Origin of the sequence: Lautropia dentalis, assembly GCF_003892345.1 — a bacterium.
Lineage (GTDB): Bacteria > Pseudomonadota > Gammaproteobacteria > Burkholderiales > Burkholderiaceae_E > Lautropia > Lautropia dentalis.
In genome coordinates this window covers 1,191,497-1,207,736 of sequence record NZ_RRUE01000001.1, presented here as the reverse complement: position 1 = coordinate 1,207,736, position 16,240 = coordinate 1,191,497, and the positions used below count along the sequence as shown (strand labels likewise).

Here is a 16,240-nt window from a genome sequence, read left to right as displayed (position 1 = left end):
GTCAATCGCGCAGTGTGACTCAGGAATAGGCATGGACCCACGCCTGCACCCCGCTTCCAGACCACCGGCACCGGTGGCCTTCCCCTTTCGGACCGGCCTGCCGGTCTGCACCACCGGCAAGACGCCAGCGATGCACCCGGCATGGCGTGCAACCCCGAAATGGGGCTGCGCCGCTGGCTGGCCAACCCGTACGGGTCAGCCCAGCAGCCGGGACAGGTCGTTGAAGAGCGCGACGATCATCAGGCCCACCACCATGACAAGCCCCACCTGCTGGGTGACTTGCCGGAAGCGCTCGGAAAATGGGCTGCCCTTGAGCGCTTCGAGCGCGTAATATACCAAACGCCCGCCGTCGAGTACCGGAACCGGTAACAGATTGAGTACGCCCAGGCTTACGCTGATCAGCGCCATGAAGCCCACATAGGCGAACCAGCCGATGGCGGCAGACTGCCCGGCGTAGTCGGCAATGGCCACAGGGCCGGAAAGGTTTTTCCACGACAGGCTGCCCATCACCATCTTGCCCAGCATGCGCAGCGAGAAGGCCGACATCTCCCAGGTCTTGTTCGCCCCGTAGGCCAGCGCCTGCAACGGACCGAGATCGACCGTCACCATTTCGAACTGCTGTGCAAGGCCCGCACCGATGCGGCCCTTGCGGTGCGGCGGAGCGCTGGCATCCTGCGCATCGGGCTCGTAGGTGAGCTGCGGCTTCACGGCCAGCGTGAGCATCTCCGTGCCACGGCGCACGCCCAGCTGCAGCGGTTTGCTGTCGTCGGCAGCCTGCACCTGCTGGATCAGCTGCTGGGCACGGGCCACCGGCTGGCCATCCAGCGTGAGGATCTGGTCGCCCACCTGCAGGCCGGCCTTCGCCGCCGGGCTGTTCTCTTCCAGAAAGCCCACCTGCACCACGCCGGCCTTCAGTTCCACGCCCAGCGTACGGGTGAAGTCGCGCTCCAGCTCACCGGCCGGCAGACCGTCGGTGGCAATGCGGACCTCACGCTCGGCGCCGCCATTGGCCACCTGCAGCACGATGGGCTGGCGCTCGACGATGGCGTCGATCATCTTCAGGCGCAGGTCACCGAAGGACTGCACCGGCTGGCCGTCGATGGCCAGCACACGGTCGCCCTCCTGCACGCCGGCCGTGGCGGCAGCCGTACCGGCCGCCGGCGTGGCCAGCACGGGGGCCGGCTCCTGCAGGCCGGACATGCCCAGCACCGCATACAGGACGATGGCCAGCAGGAAGTTGGCGGCCGGCCCCGCCACCACCACGGCAGCCCGCTTGGGCAGCGACAGGCGGTTGAAGGCGCGGTGCACTTCGGGCGGGTCGATGGGCGTGCCCTCCTCCTCGTCGAGCATGCGCACGTAGCCGCCCAGCGGAATGGGCGACAGGCTCCATTCGGTCTGGTCCCTGCCCACCTTCCAGGTCAGCAGCGGCTTGCCGAAGCCGATGGAGAAACGCAGGATCTTGACCCCGCACCAGCGGGCCACCAGGTAATGGCCCAGTTCGTGCACGAACACCAGCACGCCCAGGGCAAACAGAAAGGCAATCAGGGTGGTCATCGGGGGATGGCTCCGGAAGCGGAAAAGGTCTTGACACGCGCTAAGGTACCCTGCCCGCCACGGCAAGTCGAGCACTGCCGGGCGGGTGGTGTCTACCGGCCAGTTGTTCAGCGCGACGCCACGGCGGCCTCGGCCCGCTGGCGGGCCTGTGCATCCAGTGCCACGGCCTCTTCCAGCGAGGCCGGCGCCGGCACGTGGCCAAACGCGGCCAGCACCGTTTCATTGACGCGGGGAATATCGGCAAAACCGACTTTGCCGTCAAGGAAATACTGCACGCTGACCTCGTTGGCCGCATTGAGCACACAGGGCGCCCCGCCACCGGCCTGCATGGCCTCGCGGGCCAGGCGCAGACAGGGAAAGCGCGTGGCATCGGGCGCCTCGAACTGCAGCGCCCCGCCGGCAATCAGGTCCAGGGGGCTGACACCGCTGGCGATGCGATCCGGCCAGGCCAGCGCGTGGGCAATGGGCACCCGCATGTCCGGGTTGCCCAGCTGCGCCAGTACCGAGCCATCCACGTATTCGACCATCGAATGAATGATGCTCTGCGGATGGATCAGCACGTCGAGCCGTTCGGGCGGCATGTCGAACAGCATCTGCGCCTCGATCAGCTCCAGCCCCTTGTTCATCAGCGTGGCCGAATCGACGGAAATCTTGCGGCCCATCGACCACCTGGGATGCCTGCAGGCCTGATCCGGTGTGGCGGCGGCGATCTGCTGGGCCGACCAGGTGCGGAATGGTCCCCCGGAGGCGGTGAGGATCAGCCGGCGCACGGCCTTCTGCGTATCCACGCCGGTACGGTGGTCGGGCAGGCACTGAAAGATGGCGTTGTGCTCGCTGTCGACCGGCAGCAGCGTCACGCCGGATGCCCGGCAGGTGCGGGCAAACAGTGCCCCGGCCATGACGATCGATTCCTTGTTGGCCAGCAGCAGTGCCTTTGCCGCCCGGGCCGCAGCCAGTGTGGGCGCCAGACCGGCTGCCCCCACGATGGCGGCCATGACCAGATCCACCCCGGGCGTGCCAGCCACCTCGGTCAGCTCGTCGGCCCCCACGGCCAGCCGGGCCTTCACGCCCGCGCTGCGCAGGCGCGCCTCGAACCCCGCCGCCGCCGGCGCATGGGCAATGGCCACGACTTCGGGCCGGTGGCGCTGGGCCAGCGCCAGCAGCTTGTCGACGTTGCGACAGGCCGTGAGCGTGTGCACGCGATAGCGTTCCGGATGGCGGGCCACGACATCGAGGGTGCTGTCACCGATGGAGCCGGTTGCCCCCAGGACGGAAACGGTTTTCATGGATGAACAGGAAGCAGAGCAGCCGTCAGGACGGCATACGGGCCAGAGGTTACGGGTGCAATCGCCACGAAGGCGGCCGGGACCGTGCGGACAGACAGAAAGGAGATGGCGGCGGCAGTCGATGGGACAGACATGCAGGATGTCGTGCCCACATCCAGCGTGACAGACACACGGGAGGTTGCGGCTGCAGCCAGAGCGGCTGGTACGCCGAAGGTGGACACAATGGCATGCTGGCCGGGTAGCTCGGGGATCACAGCAGCAGCCAGATCAGCAGGCAGGCGGGCATGGCGGGAATGAGTGCATCGATCCGGTCGAACATGCCGCCATGGCCCGGCAGGCAGGCGCCGCTGTCCTTGACGCCTGCATGACGCTTGAGCAGGCTCTCGTACAGATCGCCCATCACCGACAGGCCGACCAGCACCAGCAGCACGAAAGCCATGCCGGCCAGCCCGGCCTCTTCGGCGAGCTGGGTGGAAAACAGCGGAAACCGCGAACCGGTGCCTCCGCTGTGCCCCAGCACCAGCAGGCCAGCCGTGACGACCACCAGCGCCGCACCGCCCCAGACCCCTTCCCACGACTTGCCCGGCGAGACACGCGGGGCCAGCTTGCGACGCCCCCAGGCGCGCCCGCTGAAATAGGCGCCGATGTCGGCCAGCCAGACGATGGCCATGGCCGAGAGCAGCACCCCCGTGCCGGCCAGGCGCAGCTCGTACAGCGACACCCAGAGCTGCAGCATGAAGACGCCCACCAGCCAGGGCGAGGTGGGCACGGGTTCGACCCGGAAGACCGACCGGAAGGCCACGCCGATCCAGGCGGCCAGCCCCACGAGCAGCACGGGTATCAGCCAGCCGGGGGCATGCAGATATGGGTCGCGGGCCAGGATGTAGAGCACGCCCAGTCCCAGCGTGGAAAGCACCACGGGCGTGGCCGGCATGTGCAGCAGTCGCATCCATTCGTGGATGGTGACGGCCATGACCGGCAGCATCAGCACGCCCCAGGCGGCCGGACGCCCCCAGGCCAGCACGGCCACGATGACGGCAAACAGAACGACGGCCGTGATGATCCGCTGCTTCAGCATGCAAACAAACCAGAAAAGTGAGTGTTGAAACCCTGGGAAGCGCTGCAGACACAGAAGCAAGCCCGGGCAGCACATGAAGACAGGACAGGAGAACGCCTTCAGCTTCCCCCGCGTGTCTGCACACTGGTGCGGCCAAAGCGGCGTTCGCGCTGGCCATACCACTGGATGGCCTCTTCGAGACGCTGGTCGTTGAACTCGGGCCAGAAGCACTCGCAGAAGTACAGCTCGGTATAGGCGAGCTGCCAGAGCAGGAAGTTGCTGATGCGCTGCTCGCCCCCGGTACGGATGAACAGGTCGGGTTCGGGTGCATAGGCCAGCGACAGATGACGCGACAGGTCGTCTTCGGCCACGGGCTGGTCGAGCGGCACGCCCTGCGCCGCACGCTGGCGCAGCAGCGCGTTGGTGGCCTGCATGATGTCCCAGCGGCCACCGTAGTTGGCACAGATGGTGAGCGTCATGCGGGTGTTGCCGGCCGTGCGTGCCTCGGCGTCGGCAATCATCTTCTGCAGGCGGGGTTCGAAACGCGACAGGTCGCCGACGATGCGCAGCCGGATGCCATTGCGATGCAGCTGCGTGACCTCACGCTGCAGGGCCGACAGGAAGAGCCGCATCAGCAGCGAGACTTCCTCGGCCGGACGACGCCAGTTCTCGGAACTGAAGGCGAAGAGCGTGAGGAACTCGACCCCCCGCCGGGCACACCCTTCGACCGTGGCACGTACGGCCTCGACCCCCTTGCGGTGACCGGCAGCGCGTGGCAGGTGCCGGCGAGTGGCCCAGCGGCCGTTGCCATCGAGAATGACGGCGATGTGGCGCGGGATGGCTCCGGCGGCGGGAACGGATTGCGTCGAACTGGTGAAGCTCATGGTAGGCGGTCGGGGTCAGCGTTGGGTCAACGGCTCAGACCGTCATGATTTCCTGTTCCTTGGCGACCAGCAGCTTGTCGATGTCGGCAATGAAGCGGTCGGTGAGCTTCTGGACCTCGTCCTGGCCGCGGCGCTCGTCGTCCTCGGAGATCTCCTTGGCCTTCGCGGCGGCCTTCAGTTCGTCGTTGGCCTCGCGGCGCACACCGCGGATGACGACCTTGGCGTTTTCGCCTTCGTGCTTCGTGACCTTGACGATCTCGCGGCGGCGCTCCTCGGAGAGCGGTGGCATCGGCACGCGGATGACGGTACCCTGCGACTGCGGGTTCACGCCCAGGTCGGAATCACGGATGGCCTTCTCGACGATGACGGCCATGGACTTTTCCCAGACGTTGACGCTCAGCGTGCGGGCATCGGCCAGCGAGATGTTGGCCACCTGGTTGATGGGTGTGGAGGTGCCGTAGTAATCGACATGGATGTGATCCAGCACGCCCGGGTGTGGACGGCCGGTGCGGATCTTGGACAGGGCGGCGCGGAACGACTCCAGCCCTTTCTGCATTTTCTGTTCGGCGGATTTCTTGACTTCGGCAGGTGTGGCCATGAGCGGGATGTTTCTGAAAACCGTCATCTGCAGCACGGCAGATGGAAAACGGAAGGAGTCTTGTGGAAACCGGGTGCGATACAGGCAGCGCCCGGACGGGAAGAAATGGCCGGTAGCGGCGACACGGGGGAGATGAACCGATACCCGGACCGGCACCGGCGCGGAGCAGTCCGTCCGTACGCTGGAACGGTGCCTGCAGGGCCGCGCGCCGGCCGGGGCATCCGGGCCGCGCGCCGACCTGACTGCCACCGGACCGGGAAGCCCCGGGCAGCCTCTGCGGTGCGCCCCCGGCCTCAGACGTGCACCAGCGTGCCTTCGTCCTCGCCGCAGACCACGCGGGTCAGCGCACCGGGCTTGAAGATGGAAAAGACCTGCAGCGGCAGCTTCTGGTCACGGCACAGCGCAAAGGCGGCCGTATCCATCACCTTGAGATTCTTGTGGATGGCCTCGTCGAAGGTGATCTCGCGATAGCGGGTGGCGGACGGGTCCTTCACCGGATCGGCCGTGTAGACACCATCGACCTTGGTGGCCTTGAGGATCAGCTCGGCGTTGATCTCGGCACCGCGCAGCGCAGCGGCCGTGTCGGTGGTGAAGAACGGGTTGCCGGTACCGGCGGCAAAGATCACGACCTTGCCCTCTTCCAGATAGCGCAGCGCCTTCGGACGGATGTAGGGCTCGACGATCTGGTTGATTTCCAGCGCGGACTGCACGCGGGCATTGACACCCATCTGGCGCAGGGCGTCCTGCAGGGCCAGGGCGTTCATCACCGTGGCCAGCATGCCCATGTAGTCGGCAGTGGCACGGTCCATGCCGGCCGCCCCGGAAGACACCCCGCGAAAGATGTTCCCGCCCCCGATGACGATGGCCAGCTCGACGCCCAGCCGGTTGACGTCCGCCACCTGCTGGCACATCTGCTCGATGGTCTGGCGGTTGATGCCATAGCTGTCGTTGCCCATCAGGGCCTCGCCCGAGAGCTTGAGCAGCACACGGCGGTAGGCGGCTTTCTGGCCGGCTGGGCCGGCGGTCGATGCGGAATCAGCGTTCATGGGGGGTGTCCTCCGGATGCGTGAAGATCAGCGGGCAGCGGCGACCTGGGCGGCCACTTCGGCAGCGAAGTCGTCCTGTTTCTTCTCGATGCCTTCGCCAACCACGTACAGGGTGAAGAAATCGACCTTCGCCTGACGGTTCTTCAGCAGCTGCTCGACGGTGGTCTTGTCGTCCTTCACGAAGGGCTGGCCCAGCAGGGTCACTTCCTTCAGGTACTTCTGGACGGCGCCATCGACCATCTTGGCGGCGATTTCGGCCGGCTTGCCGGATTCGGCCGCCTTCTGCTCGGCAATGGAACGCTCCTTGGCGATCACGTCGGCCGGCACCTGCTCCTTCGACAGCGCGATGGGCTTGGTGGCCGCGATGTGCATGGCCAGGTCACGGGCCAGGGATTCGTCGCCGCCTTCCAGGTCGATCAGCACACCGATGCGCGAGCCGCCGTGGATGTAGCTGGCCAGCTTGCCTTTGGCAGCCGTGCGCACGAAGCGGCGGATGCTCATGTTCTCGCCGATCTTGCCGACCAGGGCGGCACGGGTTTCTTCCACCGTGCGGCCATCGGCCATCGGCAGGGCCGACAGGGCGGCCACGTCGGCGGGGTTCTTCTCGAGCACCAGCTTCGCCGCGGCCGCAGCCAGGGCCAGGAAGTCGTCGTTCTTGGCGACGAAGTCGGTTTCGCTGTTCATCTCGAGGATGACGCCCGTCTTGCCGTCGGCAGCAATTTCGATGGCCACGACGCCTTCGGCAGCCACACGCGAAGCAGCCTTGTTGGCCTTGGTACCCAGCTTGACGCGCAGGATTTCCTCGGCGCGCTCCATGTCACCGTTGGCTTCGGTCAGGGCCTTCTTGCATTCCATCATCGGCGCATCGGTTTTCTCGCGCAGCGCCTTCACCATGCTTGCGGTAATTTCCGCCATGTTCCCTTCTCTCTGTGTATTCGTTTCGTGAATTCAATGGCATGACAGCCGGTCCGCCCGCGGCGACACCGGCTGCCAGGGTGGCCGGCTGGCGGAGGGGATGCCCCCCGCAGCCGGCCGGGGCCGATCAGGCCTCTTCGCCGGCGTCGGCTTCGACCTCGACGAACTCGTCTTCCTCGGTGGCGGCCTTGACGGTCTCCTGCAGGCGGGCAGCCTTGCCCTCCAGGATGGCGTCAGCCACGCCACGGGCGTACAGGCGCACGGCCCGGCCCGAGTCGTCGTTGCCCGGAATGACATAGTCGATGCCTTCGGGCGAGTGGTTGGTATCGACCACGGCGACGATGGGCACACCCAGCTTGCGGGCCTCGGTGACGGCGATCTTGTGATAGCCGACATCGACGATGAACAGCGCATCCGGCAGACCGTTCAGGTCCTTGATGCCGCCCAGGCTGGAGGTCAGCTTTTCCAGCTCGCGGGTGAAGAGCAGCGCTTCCTTCTTCGTCATCTGGTCCAGGGCACCGTCTTCGACGGCCTGTTCCATGTCCTTCAGACGCTTGATGGAGCCCTTGACCGTCTTGAAGTTGGTCATCATGCCGCCGAGCCAGCGCTCATCGACATAGGGCATGCCGGCACGGGCGGCCTCTTCGGCGATGATCTCGCGCGACTGGCGTTTGGTGCCGACGAACAGGATGGTGCCGCCATTGGCAGCCAGCTGCTTGAGGTAACGGGTGGCTTCCTGGTATTTGACGAGGGTCTTTTCCAGGTTGATGATGTGAATCTTGTTGCGATGGCCGAAGATGTAGGGGGCCATGCGCGGGTTCCAGAACCGGGTCTGGTGCCCGAAGTGGACACCGGCTTCAAGCATCTGGCGAATCGTGACTGACATGAAAGAGAAAACTCCGATACAGGGTTGACCATACCCCGAAACCCGCATGGAACCAACCGCGCCCTCCGGCCAGACGGAAAAGGCCGGAGAACGGGCACCCTCGTTCCATGACACGCCGCCGCACCCACGCGGATACGGCAGGCGGCAAGACTTCGGTCCGGGGCCGTTTGTGAACTGCGGGCACCATGCCCACAGATGGACAGCGGCACTCAAGCGCCGCAGCGCCCGGGATTCTAGCATTCAATGCGCGCTTCGCGCGCCCCATCCGGCCGAAGCTTCGTGACAGGTCGTGAATTTTCGGCAGGAAAATCCGCCGGCAGAATACGCCCCTCCGGTATCCGGACGCGACACGCGGGCCGGCCGTGTACGCAGCGTCGCCGGCAGGCACGGCCCGCGGGCGTGGCCATGGCCGAATCAGTTACCATGCCATTCTCGTCACATGACCCCGCCTGCCGACACCTTTTCGGCCGCCCATGCCGCCCCGAGTGCCTCTGACCGCCAGTGGCCCCGGTCAGGCAGGCCCGGTCCGGCCGTGTGGCCTGCCACCCCCGGATAGCCTTCGCACGCTTGAAAAGCCCCGCGGCATCCAGGTTCCCGGCGCGCCCTGCCCCGGCCCCACTGCAAGGTTTTCCCCCACCATGACCATCAAGATCAAGACCCCGGAAGACATCGAGAAAATGCGCATCGCCGGCCGCCTGGCGTCGGAGCTTCTGGACTACATCACCCCCTTCGTGGTGGCCGGCACCACCACCGAAAGGCTGGACGAACTCTGCCACGCCTACATGCGCGACGTGCAGGGCACCATCCCGGCCCCGCTCAACTACGCGCCGCCCGGCCACCGCCCCTTTCCCAAGTCCATCTGCACCTCCATCAATCACCAGATCTGCCACGGCATCCCGGGTGACCGGGTCCTTAAAAATGGCGACATCCTCAACATCGACGTGACCGTCATCAAGGACGGCTATCACGGCGACACCAGCCGGATGTTCATGATCGGCCAGCCCTCGGTGCTGGCCAGACGGCTGGTGGACGTGACCTGGCAGTGCCTGTGGCTGGGCATCGAACAGGTGCGGCCCGGGGCGCGCCTGGGCGACATCGGCCACGCCATCCAGACCTATGCCGAGAAACAGGGCTTTTCCATCGTGCGCGAGTTCTGCGGCCACGGCATCGGCCGGCAGTTCCACGAAGAGCCGCAGGTACTGCACTACGGTCGCCCGGGTACCGGTCCGAAGCTCGAGGAAGGCATGATCTTCACCATCGAGCCCATGCTCAACGCCGGCCGCCGCGAAATCCGCCAGCTGGGCGACGGCTGGACCGTGGTCACCAAGGATCACAGCCTCTCTGCCCAGTGGGAGCACATGCTGGTGGTCACGTCCACCGGCTACGAGGTGCTGACCGTTTCGGCCGGCACACCGCCGAAGCCGGAACTGCCCGCCTGATGGAAGGACTGACGCCAGAGGTCATCGCCAGCCTGCGCGAGCAGTGCGACCAGTTGCGCGCCGCGCGCATCGAGCGTTTCCGGCAGGACCAGCGCATCGGCCTGCTGATGCACGGCCTGGCGCGCGATACCGACCAGCTGCTGCGCAACCTCTGGAAAGCAGCCGGCATGCCCGCCGACTGGGCGCTCTTTGCCGTGGGCGGCTATGGACGGGGCGAGCTGCAGCCGTATTCGGACGTGGATTTGCTGCTGCTGGCCCCAGAACCGGCGCAGCCTGCCAGCCATCTGCCGGCGGCCACCATCGCCTGCATCGAACGCTTCATCGGCGCCTGCTGGGACATCGGCCTGGAAATCGGCCACAGCGTGCGCACACCCTCACAGTGCGCCCAGAGCGCCCACGACGACATCAGCACGATGACGGCGCTGCTCGAACGCCGCCAGCTCACCGGCAACCGCCGTGCCGCCCGGCTGCTGAGCGAGGCCATGGCCGGCCAGCTGGCGCTGCCGCTCTTCATCCGCGACAAGCTGCTGGAGATGCGCCAGCGCCACCAGAAGTACGAAGACACGCCCTACAGCCTGGAGCCCAACTGCAAGGAAAGCCCGGGCGCCCTGCGCGACCTGCAGGTGGTGGCCTGGATCAGCCGTGCCGCCGGCTTTGGCCAGGCCTGGGTGTCGCTCGTGCGGGCCGGCGTGATCGAGCCGCTGGAAGCCAGCCAGCTGCAGCGCTACGAGCGGCTGCTCAAGCGCATCCGCGCCTGGCTGCACATCCTGGCCGGTCGCCGCGAGGACCGGCTGATCTTCGACCTGCAGCCCGCCGTGGCACAGGCCATGCACCTGCCGGGCGACGGGCCACGCGCCCGCTCCGAAAAGCTGATGCAGCAATACTACCTGGCCGCCAAGGGCATCACGCAGCTCAGCACCCTGCTGGTGCAGTCGCTGGAGATCCGCCTGCTGCGCCAGCACCCCGGTCCGGCGCGCCCGCTGGACAGCCATTTCGATGCCGTGGACGAACTGCTGGACCTGCGTGATCCGGAGATGTTCGAGCGCGATCCGCGCCTGATCCTGCAGGCCTTTCGCGTGCTGCAGCAGCACCGCTGGCTCAAGGGCATGAGCGTGCGCACGCTGCGCGCCATCTGGCACGCGCGTTTTCGCATCGACGGCGCCTACCGGCACGATCCGGTTAACAAGGCGTGCTTCCTGTCCATCCTGCAGAACCCCGTGGGCATCACCCATACCCTGCGGCTGATGAACCAGTGGTCGGTGCTGGGCCGCTACCTGGCCCCCTTCCGGCACATCGTCGGCCGCATGCAGCACGACCTGTTCCACGTCTATACGGTGGATCAGCACACCATCATGGTGGTGCGCAACCTGCGCCGCTTCATGATGGCCGAGCACGCGCACGAGTACCCGTTCTGCAGCCAGCTGATGAGCCAGTTCGAAAGCCCGTGGCTGCTGATCGTGGCGGCGCTCTTTCACGACATCGCCAAGGGGCGCGGTGGCGACCATTCCGTGCTGGGCGAGCGCGACATCCTGCGCTTCTGCCGCAGCTACGGCATCGAGGGCGAAGACCGGCAACTGCTGGGCTTTCTGGTCCGCGAACACCTCACCATGTCGATGACCGCCCAGAAAAAGGACATCGCCGACCCCGACGTGGTGGCCGAATTCGCCCGGCGCGTGCAGACCCCACGCCAGCTCAGCGCCCTGTACCTGCTTACTGTGGCCGACATCCGCGCCACCAGCGCCCGCATCTGGAACGCCTGGAAGGGCAAACTGCTGGAAGACCTCTATCGCATCACCCTCGCCCACCTGACCGGCCCCACCTCCCTGCCCGGCGTGCAGCGCGACGAACGCCAGCAGGCCGCCGCCACCCTGCTGCGCGAACGCGGCCTGGCCGACGAGGACTGGCAGCCCTTCTGGGATTCGCTGGACATTGGCTACTTTCTGCGCCACGACCCGGAAGACCTGGCCTGGCACACCGAAGTCCTGCACCGGCACGCCAATGCCCGCAGCACCGCCGTGTACACCCGCGAAAGCGGCGTGGGCGAAGGCATCGAGTTTCTGATCTTCACCGAGGACCGGCCTGCCCTCTTTGCCTGCATCTGCCGCTTTTTCGAGCAGCAGCGCCTGTCCATTCTGGAAGCACGCGTGCACACCACCCGGCACGGCATGGCGCTGGACAGTTTCGAGGTCATGCCCGCTGACCAGCGCCCGGTGTCTGTCGAGCAGCGCACACGCATGGAAGCTGCGCTGACGCGGCTGCTGTCCACGCCCACGCCGGCCGAAGAACTCAAGCCAGCCGGCCGCAGCCGTCTGTCACGCCGCTCGCGTGCCTTCCCGCTGCCGCCACGCATCGATCTGCGCCCGGATGATTCCGGCCAGCGTTATCTGCTGTCGGTCACGGCCACTGATCGTCCCGGCCTGCTCTACGACATGGCGCGCATTCTGGCCGAGAACACGGTGGAACTCTTTGGCGCCCGCATTGCCACGCTGGGCGAACGGGCTGAAGATACCTTCACCATCGGCTCCGACAACCTGCGGACCGAGGCGGAGCGGCTGCAGCTGGAGAAGGCGCTGCTGGAGGTTCTGTAGTAAGACCTCTGGTCTGGTCTTGCCTGGTGGCAAGACGGCTTCAGGCAAGGCGGTACGCGTTACGAAAGACGGCTTCGGGTAGGGCGGTGTATCTTGCACAAAGACGGCTTCGGGCGGGGCGGTATATCCTGCAAAGACGGCTTCGAGCGGGGCGGTATATCCTGCAAAGACGGCTTCGAGCGGGGCGGCACGGGAAGCGGGAGGCTCCTGCGGCTCATACGCTCACTGAAGCTTTGTTGCCCACGACCTGCGTCGTGGTCAACAAACCTCCAGGGCTAAAACACTTTCCGACAATCGGGCTGACGCCCGACTGTCAGAAAGTCGTTCACGCGTATCGCGAAATCGCCGCAGGAGCCTCCCGCTTCCCGTGCCGCTTCGCAAGTTCGTACATCGCGACTTCGACCAGGCTGGCTGAGCTTCCCTGGAAGCATCTGTGGAAGCCTGCGAACGCTTTGTCTCCAGGATCGGGATGCGCCAGAAGCCACCGTGTCCCGGAAATGGCTGGACTATTGGAGGCAGATGACAACGCACTGGATCGCCCGGGCATGAAGGCCAAAGTACGGCAAGACTCGCGCAGAGGTCCCCTGGAGCAAGATTTACCCGCCTTTGACGGGCAAGGGCGTACCTTTTGCGGAACCGGAGCAGACTGAAGCATCGCCTCAGTCAAGCCGCAAGAGGATCCCCCCCGGGATTCACACCAGCCCCAGTCAACCCCTGTGAAAAATAAAAAGTACCCTATCCCGAAATGGATCCGCAGCCCCCGAGACAAGCGCCCCGGAGCGGGACGTCACTGCGGCGATTTCGCGGTACGCGTGAACGACTTTCTGACAGGCGGGGCGTAGCCCCGGTTGTCGGAAAGTGTCTGGAGTGTGTCATGGACTTGTTCGTCCCCGCGCTGGCTCCGAATCCGTGTGCTGACAAGGCGCACTGCGCAGGCAAGGCTGGCCGCCTTGCCAAGCAGGGCAACGCCGGCAGCGCACGGATTCGGTGCCAGCCCGGAGGGAAACCCCCTTTGGGCGCGCATGACTGCGTTGGCAGCGCCTTGAAGCCATCCAGGATTCTTCGGCCCTGCCGCCTTGTCCTGCACGCCCAAAGGGGGTTTCGCGGGGACGAACAAGTCCATGACACACTCCTGGCGCTGGAGGTTTGTTGACCACGACGCAGGTCGTGGGCAACAAAGCTTCAGTGAGCGTATGAGCCGCAGGGACGTACCGGTCCGGGGCGCGTTCCGCATCGAAGTCGTTCTGGCAAGACGACATCCTCCACCAAAGCCGTCTTTCAGTTCGGCGGAACCTTGCCTCCGGGAAAACGCCATGATGGCCGCCGCCGATCAACAGGGCCAGTGCAGCCTTCCACGAGGCCCCCCGCCTTACAGCTCCTCGACCGTGATCAGCCGCGGATCATCCACCAGATCGACCAGAATGCGCTTCACCCGGTCCTGCCACAGCTCACCGAAGCGCCTGACCAGCGTCTCGTTTGCCTGCCCCCGCACCACCAGCGGCAGCAGCGCCTGCATCTCCTCCGGCCACGGTGCCATCGACGGATTGCAGGCCACATCCACCGCCAGCCCGTTGTCACGCCGGCGCAGACGTAGCTCACCGTCGATGTCACCCCCGCCAAAGCTCAGCAGCTCATGCCGCGAAAACAGGCTCAGCGGCCCCAGCCCATGAAACCCCGTCTCGGGAGCAGCCCCCGTCAGCAGCATGGCCACATTGGCCATCACGCCCGTGGCGCCCTCCTCGCGTCCCCCGCGCATGATCACGTCGATCTCGCCGCGCACGGGCACCTCGCCGCCATACAGCGTGTCCAGCCCGCGCAGCACCATCAGGAAGGCACTGGCCACCGTCGGGCAGGAGTGGCCCGCCAGCTTGACGGCATCCACATAGCGGTAGGCCATCAGCCCGTCCGGCGAGGCACCCAGAAACTGGGCCAGCGGATCGCGCATCAGCAGTACCGGCGCCTGCCGGAAGAACGCGGGAAACTGATCGGGTTGCGGAATCGATGCGGGCACCGATGCCTGGTCGGGTTGCATGGTCATGGAAACTCCTGTGGCGGGCCGCCGGACCACCGGGTGGCGATCCGGCCTGGCTGCAACAAGTGTATGACCGAGCGTGCGCCCCAAACTTGAGCAATGTTATGAATGCCTTACAACCCCTACGCAACCCCGCCCAGCTGCCGCACGGTCTGCGTCAGCACATCCATCAGCCTGGGCATGGCATCGGTGAGCGTGCCGGCAATGCGCAGGGCCAGATCGTCCTGCGGCAGGGCAGCGCCGCCGCCATTGGCCTGGGCAATGGCCACGTCTGGCACGATGCGCTCCGGCGGCGTGCTCGGCTCGGAACGCTGCGCCAGCGTGGCATCGGCGCCGGGGGCCAGGCCCGCGGCCCGGTTGGCCACCACGCCCAGGATGGCATAGGGCAGGTCCAGCTCGCGGGCCAGTGCCGCCTCGGGCATGGCCGTCATGCCCAGCATGTCGCAGCCGTCGCCCTGGTAGCGGCGCACCTCGGCCAGCGTTTCCAGCCGGGGCCCCTGCGTGCAGCCGTAGCAGCCGGTGTCGGCCACCGGCAGGTTCAGGCGCAGCGCCGCACCGATCAGCTGGTGACGCAGGCGGGCATCGAACGGGTGGCTGAAGTCGATGTGCACCACCGGCTGGTCCTCGCCGCTGAAATAGCTGACGGCGCGCCCCCAGGTGTAATCGACGATCTGGTCGGGCACCACCAGCTGGCCCGGCGTGAGATCAGCACGGATGCCGCCCACGGCCGAGCAGGCGATGACCTGTGAAACCCCTGCCTCGTGCAGTGCCCAGATGTTGGCGCGGTAGTTGATGTCGTGCGGCGCAATGGTGTGCCCATAGCCGTGCCGCGCCAGGAACACCACCGGCACGCCACCCAGCCGGCCGAACGACAGCGCCCCGGAGGGTTGCCCCCAAGGCGTTCGGACCACCTTGCGGTGTACGTCCTCGAGGCCGGCCAGCTGCAGCAGCCCGCTGCCACCGATGATGCCGATCAGCGGCGCATCGGCCGGGGCTGCAGGTGCGGCCGCCCCGGTCAGTGCCGGGGCGATGCCTTCGTCGAAACCGTCGATCACTTCACCAGACCCAGTTCGGCTGCCTTCTGCTCGAGGAAGGTCCGGAACTCGGCACCCACGTCCGGGTGCTGCAGGCCCAGCTCGACGGTGGCCTCCAGGTAGCCGATCTTGGAGCCACAGTCGTAGCGGCGGCCCTCGAAGGCATAGGCCAGCACCGGCTGGTCGTGGATCAGCTGGGCCAGTGCGTCGGTGAGCTGGATTTCGCCGCCGGCACCGGGCTTCACGTTGGCCAGGTGCTCGAAGATCATCGGCGACAGCAGGTAGCGGCCCACCACGGCCAGCGTGGACGGCGCCTCTTCCGGCTTCGGTTTTTCGATCATGCCGGTGATGCGGCTGGTGCGCTCGGCCCACGGCGTGCTGGAGACGATCCCGTAGGCGCTGGTTTCTTCGCGCGGCACTTCCTGCACGGCCAGCACGCTGGCATGCTGGCGGTTGTGCAGGTCGACCATCTGCTTCAGCACCGGGTCGCCACCGGGGGCGGGCTGCATCAGGTCGTCGGCCAGCAGGATGGCAAAGGGCTCGTTGCCCACCACCTCACGGGCACACAGCACGGCGTGGCCCAGACCCAGCGGCTCGGCCTGGCGGATGTAGACACAGTTGACACCGGCCGGCAGCGAGTCCTTGACGGTTTCGAGCAGCTTGTCCTTGCCCTTGGCCGCCAGTTCGGCTTCCAGCTCATAGGCCTTGTCGAAGTGGTCCTCGATGCTGCGCTTGTTCCGGCCGGTGATGAAGATCATCTCGGTGATGCCGGCGGCAGCGGCCTCTTCCACCGCATACTGGATCAGCGGACGGTCGACGACCGGCAGCATTTCTTTCGGTTGGGCCTTGGTGGCAGGAAGGAAGCGGGTTCCCAGTCCGGCGACCGGAAAAACAGCTTTGCGAACGCGGTTGTGAGCCATG

13 protein-coding genes are annotated in these 16,240 nt (G+C 66.3%); 2 read left to right on the top strand and 11 right to left on the bottom strand.

What is annotated here, in order from left to right; all coding sequences use genetic code 11:
* Positions 1-195: 195 nt before the first annotated feature.
* The 8 genes from rseP to rpsB all read right to left on the bottom strand — a co-directional run bounded on the left by rseP (position 196) and on the right by rpsB (position 8,226).
* Positions 196-1,554 carry an RIP metalloprotease RseP gene (gene rseP, locus EHV23_RS04560; RefSeq protein ID WP_125094898.1) on the bottom strand — a complete coding sequence of 453 codons (1,359 nt, stop codon included), beginning with the start codon at positions 1,552-1,554 and terminating at the stop codon, positions 196-198.
* 107 nt (positions 1,555-1,661) lie between these two features.
* Complete coding sequence (locus EHV23_RS04555) at positions 1,662-2,840, bottom strand: 1-deoxy-D-xylulose-5-phosphate reductoisomerase (RefSeq protein WP_125094897.1); 1,179 nt, start codon at positions 2,838-2,840, stop codon at positions 1,662-1,664.
* A 250-nt stretch (positions 2,841-3,090) separates the two neighbouring features.
* Positions 3,091-3,918: a phosphatidate cytidylyltransferase gene (locus tag EHV23_RS04550; RefSeq protein ID WP_158615837.1), complete on the bottom strand. Its 828-nt coding sequence runs from the start codon at positions 3,916-3,918 to the stop codon at positions 3,091-3,093.
* Between the two features lie 98 nt (positions 3,919-4,016).
* Positions 4,017-4,781, bottom strand: a complete 765-nt coding sequence (gene uppS / locus EHV23_RS04545) for a polyprenyl diphosphate synthase (protein ID WP_125094895.1) — start codon at positions 4,779-4,781, stop codon at positions 4,017-4,019.
* 34 nt (positions 4,782-4,815) lie between these two features.
* Positions 4,816-5,379, bottom strand: coding sequence for a ribosome recycling factor (gene frr, locus EHV23_RS04540; protein WP_125094894.1), 564 nt, complete (start codon positions 5,377-5,379; stop codon positions 4,816-4,818).
* A 293-nt stretch (positions 5,380-5,672) separates the two neighbouring features.
* Complete coding sequence (gene pyrH, locus EHV23_RS04535) at positions 5,673-6,425, bottom strand: UMP kinase (protein ID WP_125094893.1); 753 nt, start codon at positions 6,423-6,425, stop codon at positions 5,673-5,675.
* A gap of 27 nt (positions 6,426-6,452) precedes the next feature.
* Positions 6,453-7,340 carry a translation elongation factor Ts gene (tsf, locus tag EHV23_RS04530; RefSeq protein WP_125094892.1) on the bottom strand — a complete coding sequence of 296 codons (888 nt, stop codon included), beginning with the start codon at positions 7,338-7,340 and terminating at the stop codon, positions 6,453-6,455.
* Positions 7,341-7,467: 127 nt separating this feature from the next.
* Complete coding sequence (gene rpsB / locus EHV23_RS04525) at positions 7,468-8,226, bottom strand: 30S ribosomal protein S2 (RefSeq protein ID WP_125094891.1); 759 nt, start codon at positions 8,224-8,226, stop codon at positions 7,468-7,470.
* Positions 8,227-8,864: 638 nt separating this feature from the next.
* Between rpsB and map the strand changes: the two genes are divergently transcribed.
* Positions 8,865-9,665 (top strand): type I methionyl aminopeptidase, encoded by an 801-nt coding sequence (gene map / locus EHV23_RS04520; protein WP_125094890.1) that lies wholly within the window; start codon positions 8,865-8,867, stop codon positions 9,663-9,665.
* A complete protein-coding gene (locus EHV23_RS04515; protein ID WP_125094889.1) occupies positions 9,665-12,253 on the top strand; it encodes a [protein-PII] uridylyltransferase in 2,589 nt (862 codons plus the stop codon). Before map ends, EHV23_RS04515 begins: the two co-directional genes overlap by 1 nt.
* 1,369 nt (positions 12,254-13,622) lie before the next feature.
* Here EHV23_RS04515 and EHV23_RS04510 read toward each other — a convergent pair.
* From EHV23_RS04510 to galU, 3 genes are all read right to left on the bottom strand, one after another.
* The gene (locus EHV23_RS04510) at positions 13,623-14,291 is read right to left on the bottom strand and encodes a hypothetical protein (RefSeq protein WP_203228868.1); all 669 of its coding nucleotides are present in this window, start codon (positions 14,289-14,291) and stop codon (positions 13,623-13,625) included.
* A gap of 116 nt (positions 14,292-14,407) precedes the next feature.
* A complete protein-coding gene (locus EHV23_RS04505; RefSeq protein WP_203228867.1) occupies positions 14,408-15,340 on the bottom strand; it encodes an S-methyl-5'-thioinosine phosphorylase in 933 nt (310 codons plus the stop codon).
* Positions 15,337-16,239, bottom strand: a complete 903-nt coding sequence (galU, locus tag EHV23_RS04500; RefSeq protein ID WP_125094888.1) for a UTP--glucose-1-phosphate uridylyltransferase GalU — start codon at positions 16,237-16,239, stop codon at positions 15,337-15,339. The genes EHV23_RS04505 and galU overlap by 4 nt, the downstream gene beginning before the upstream one ends.
* Between the last annotated feature and the right edge of the window lies 1 nt (position 16,240).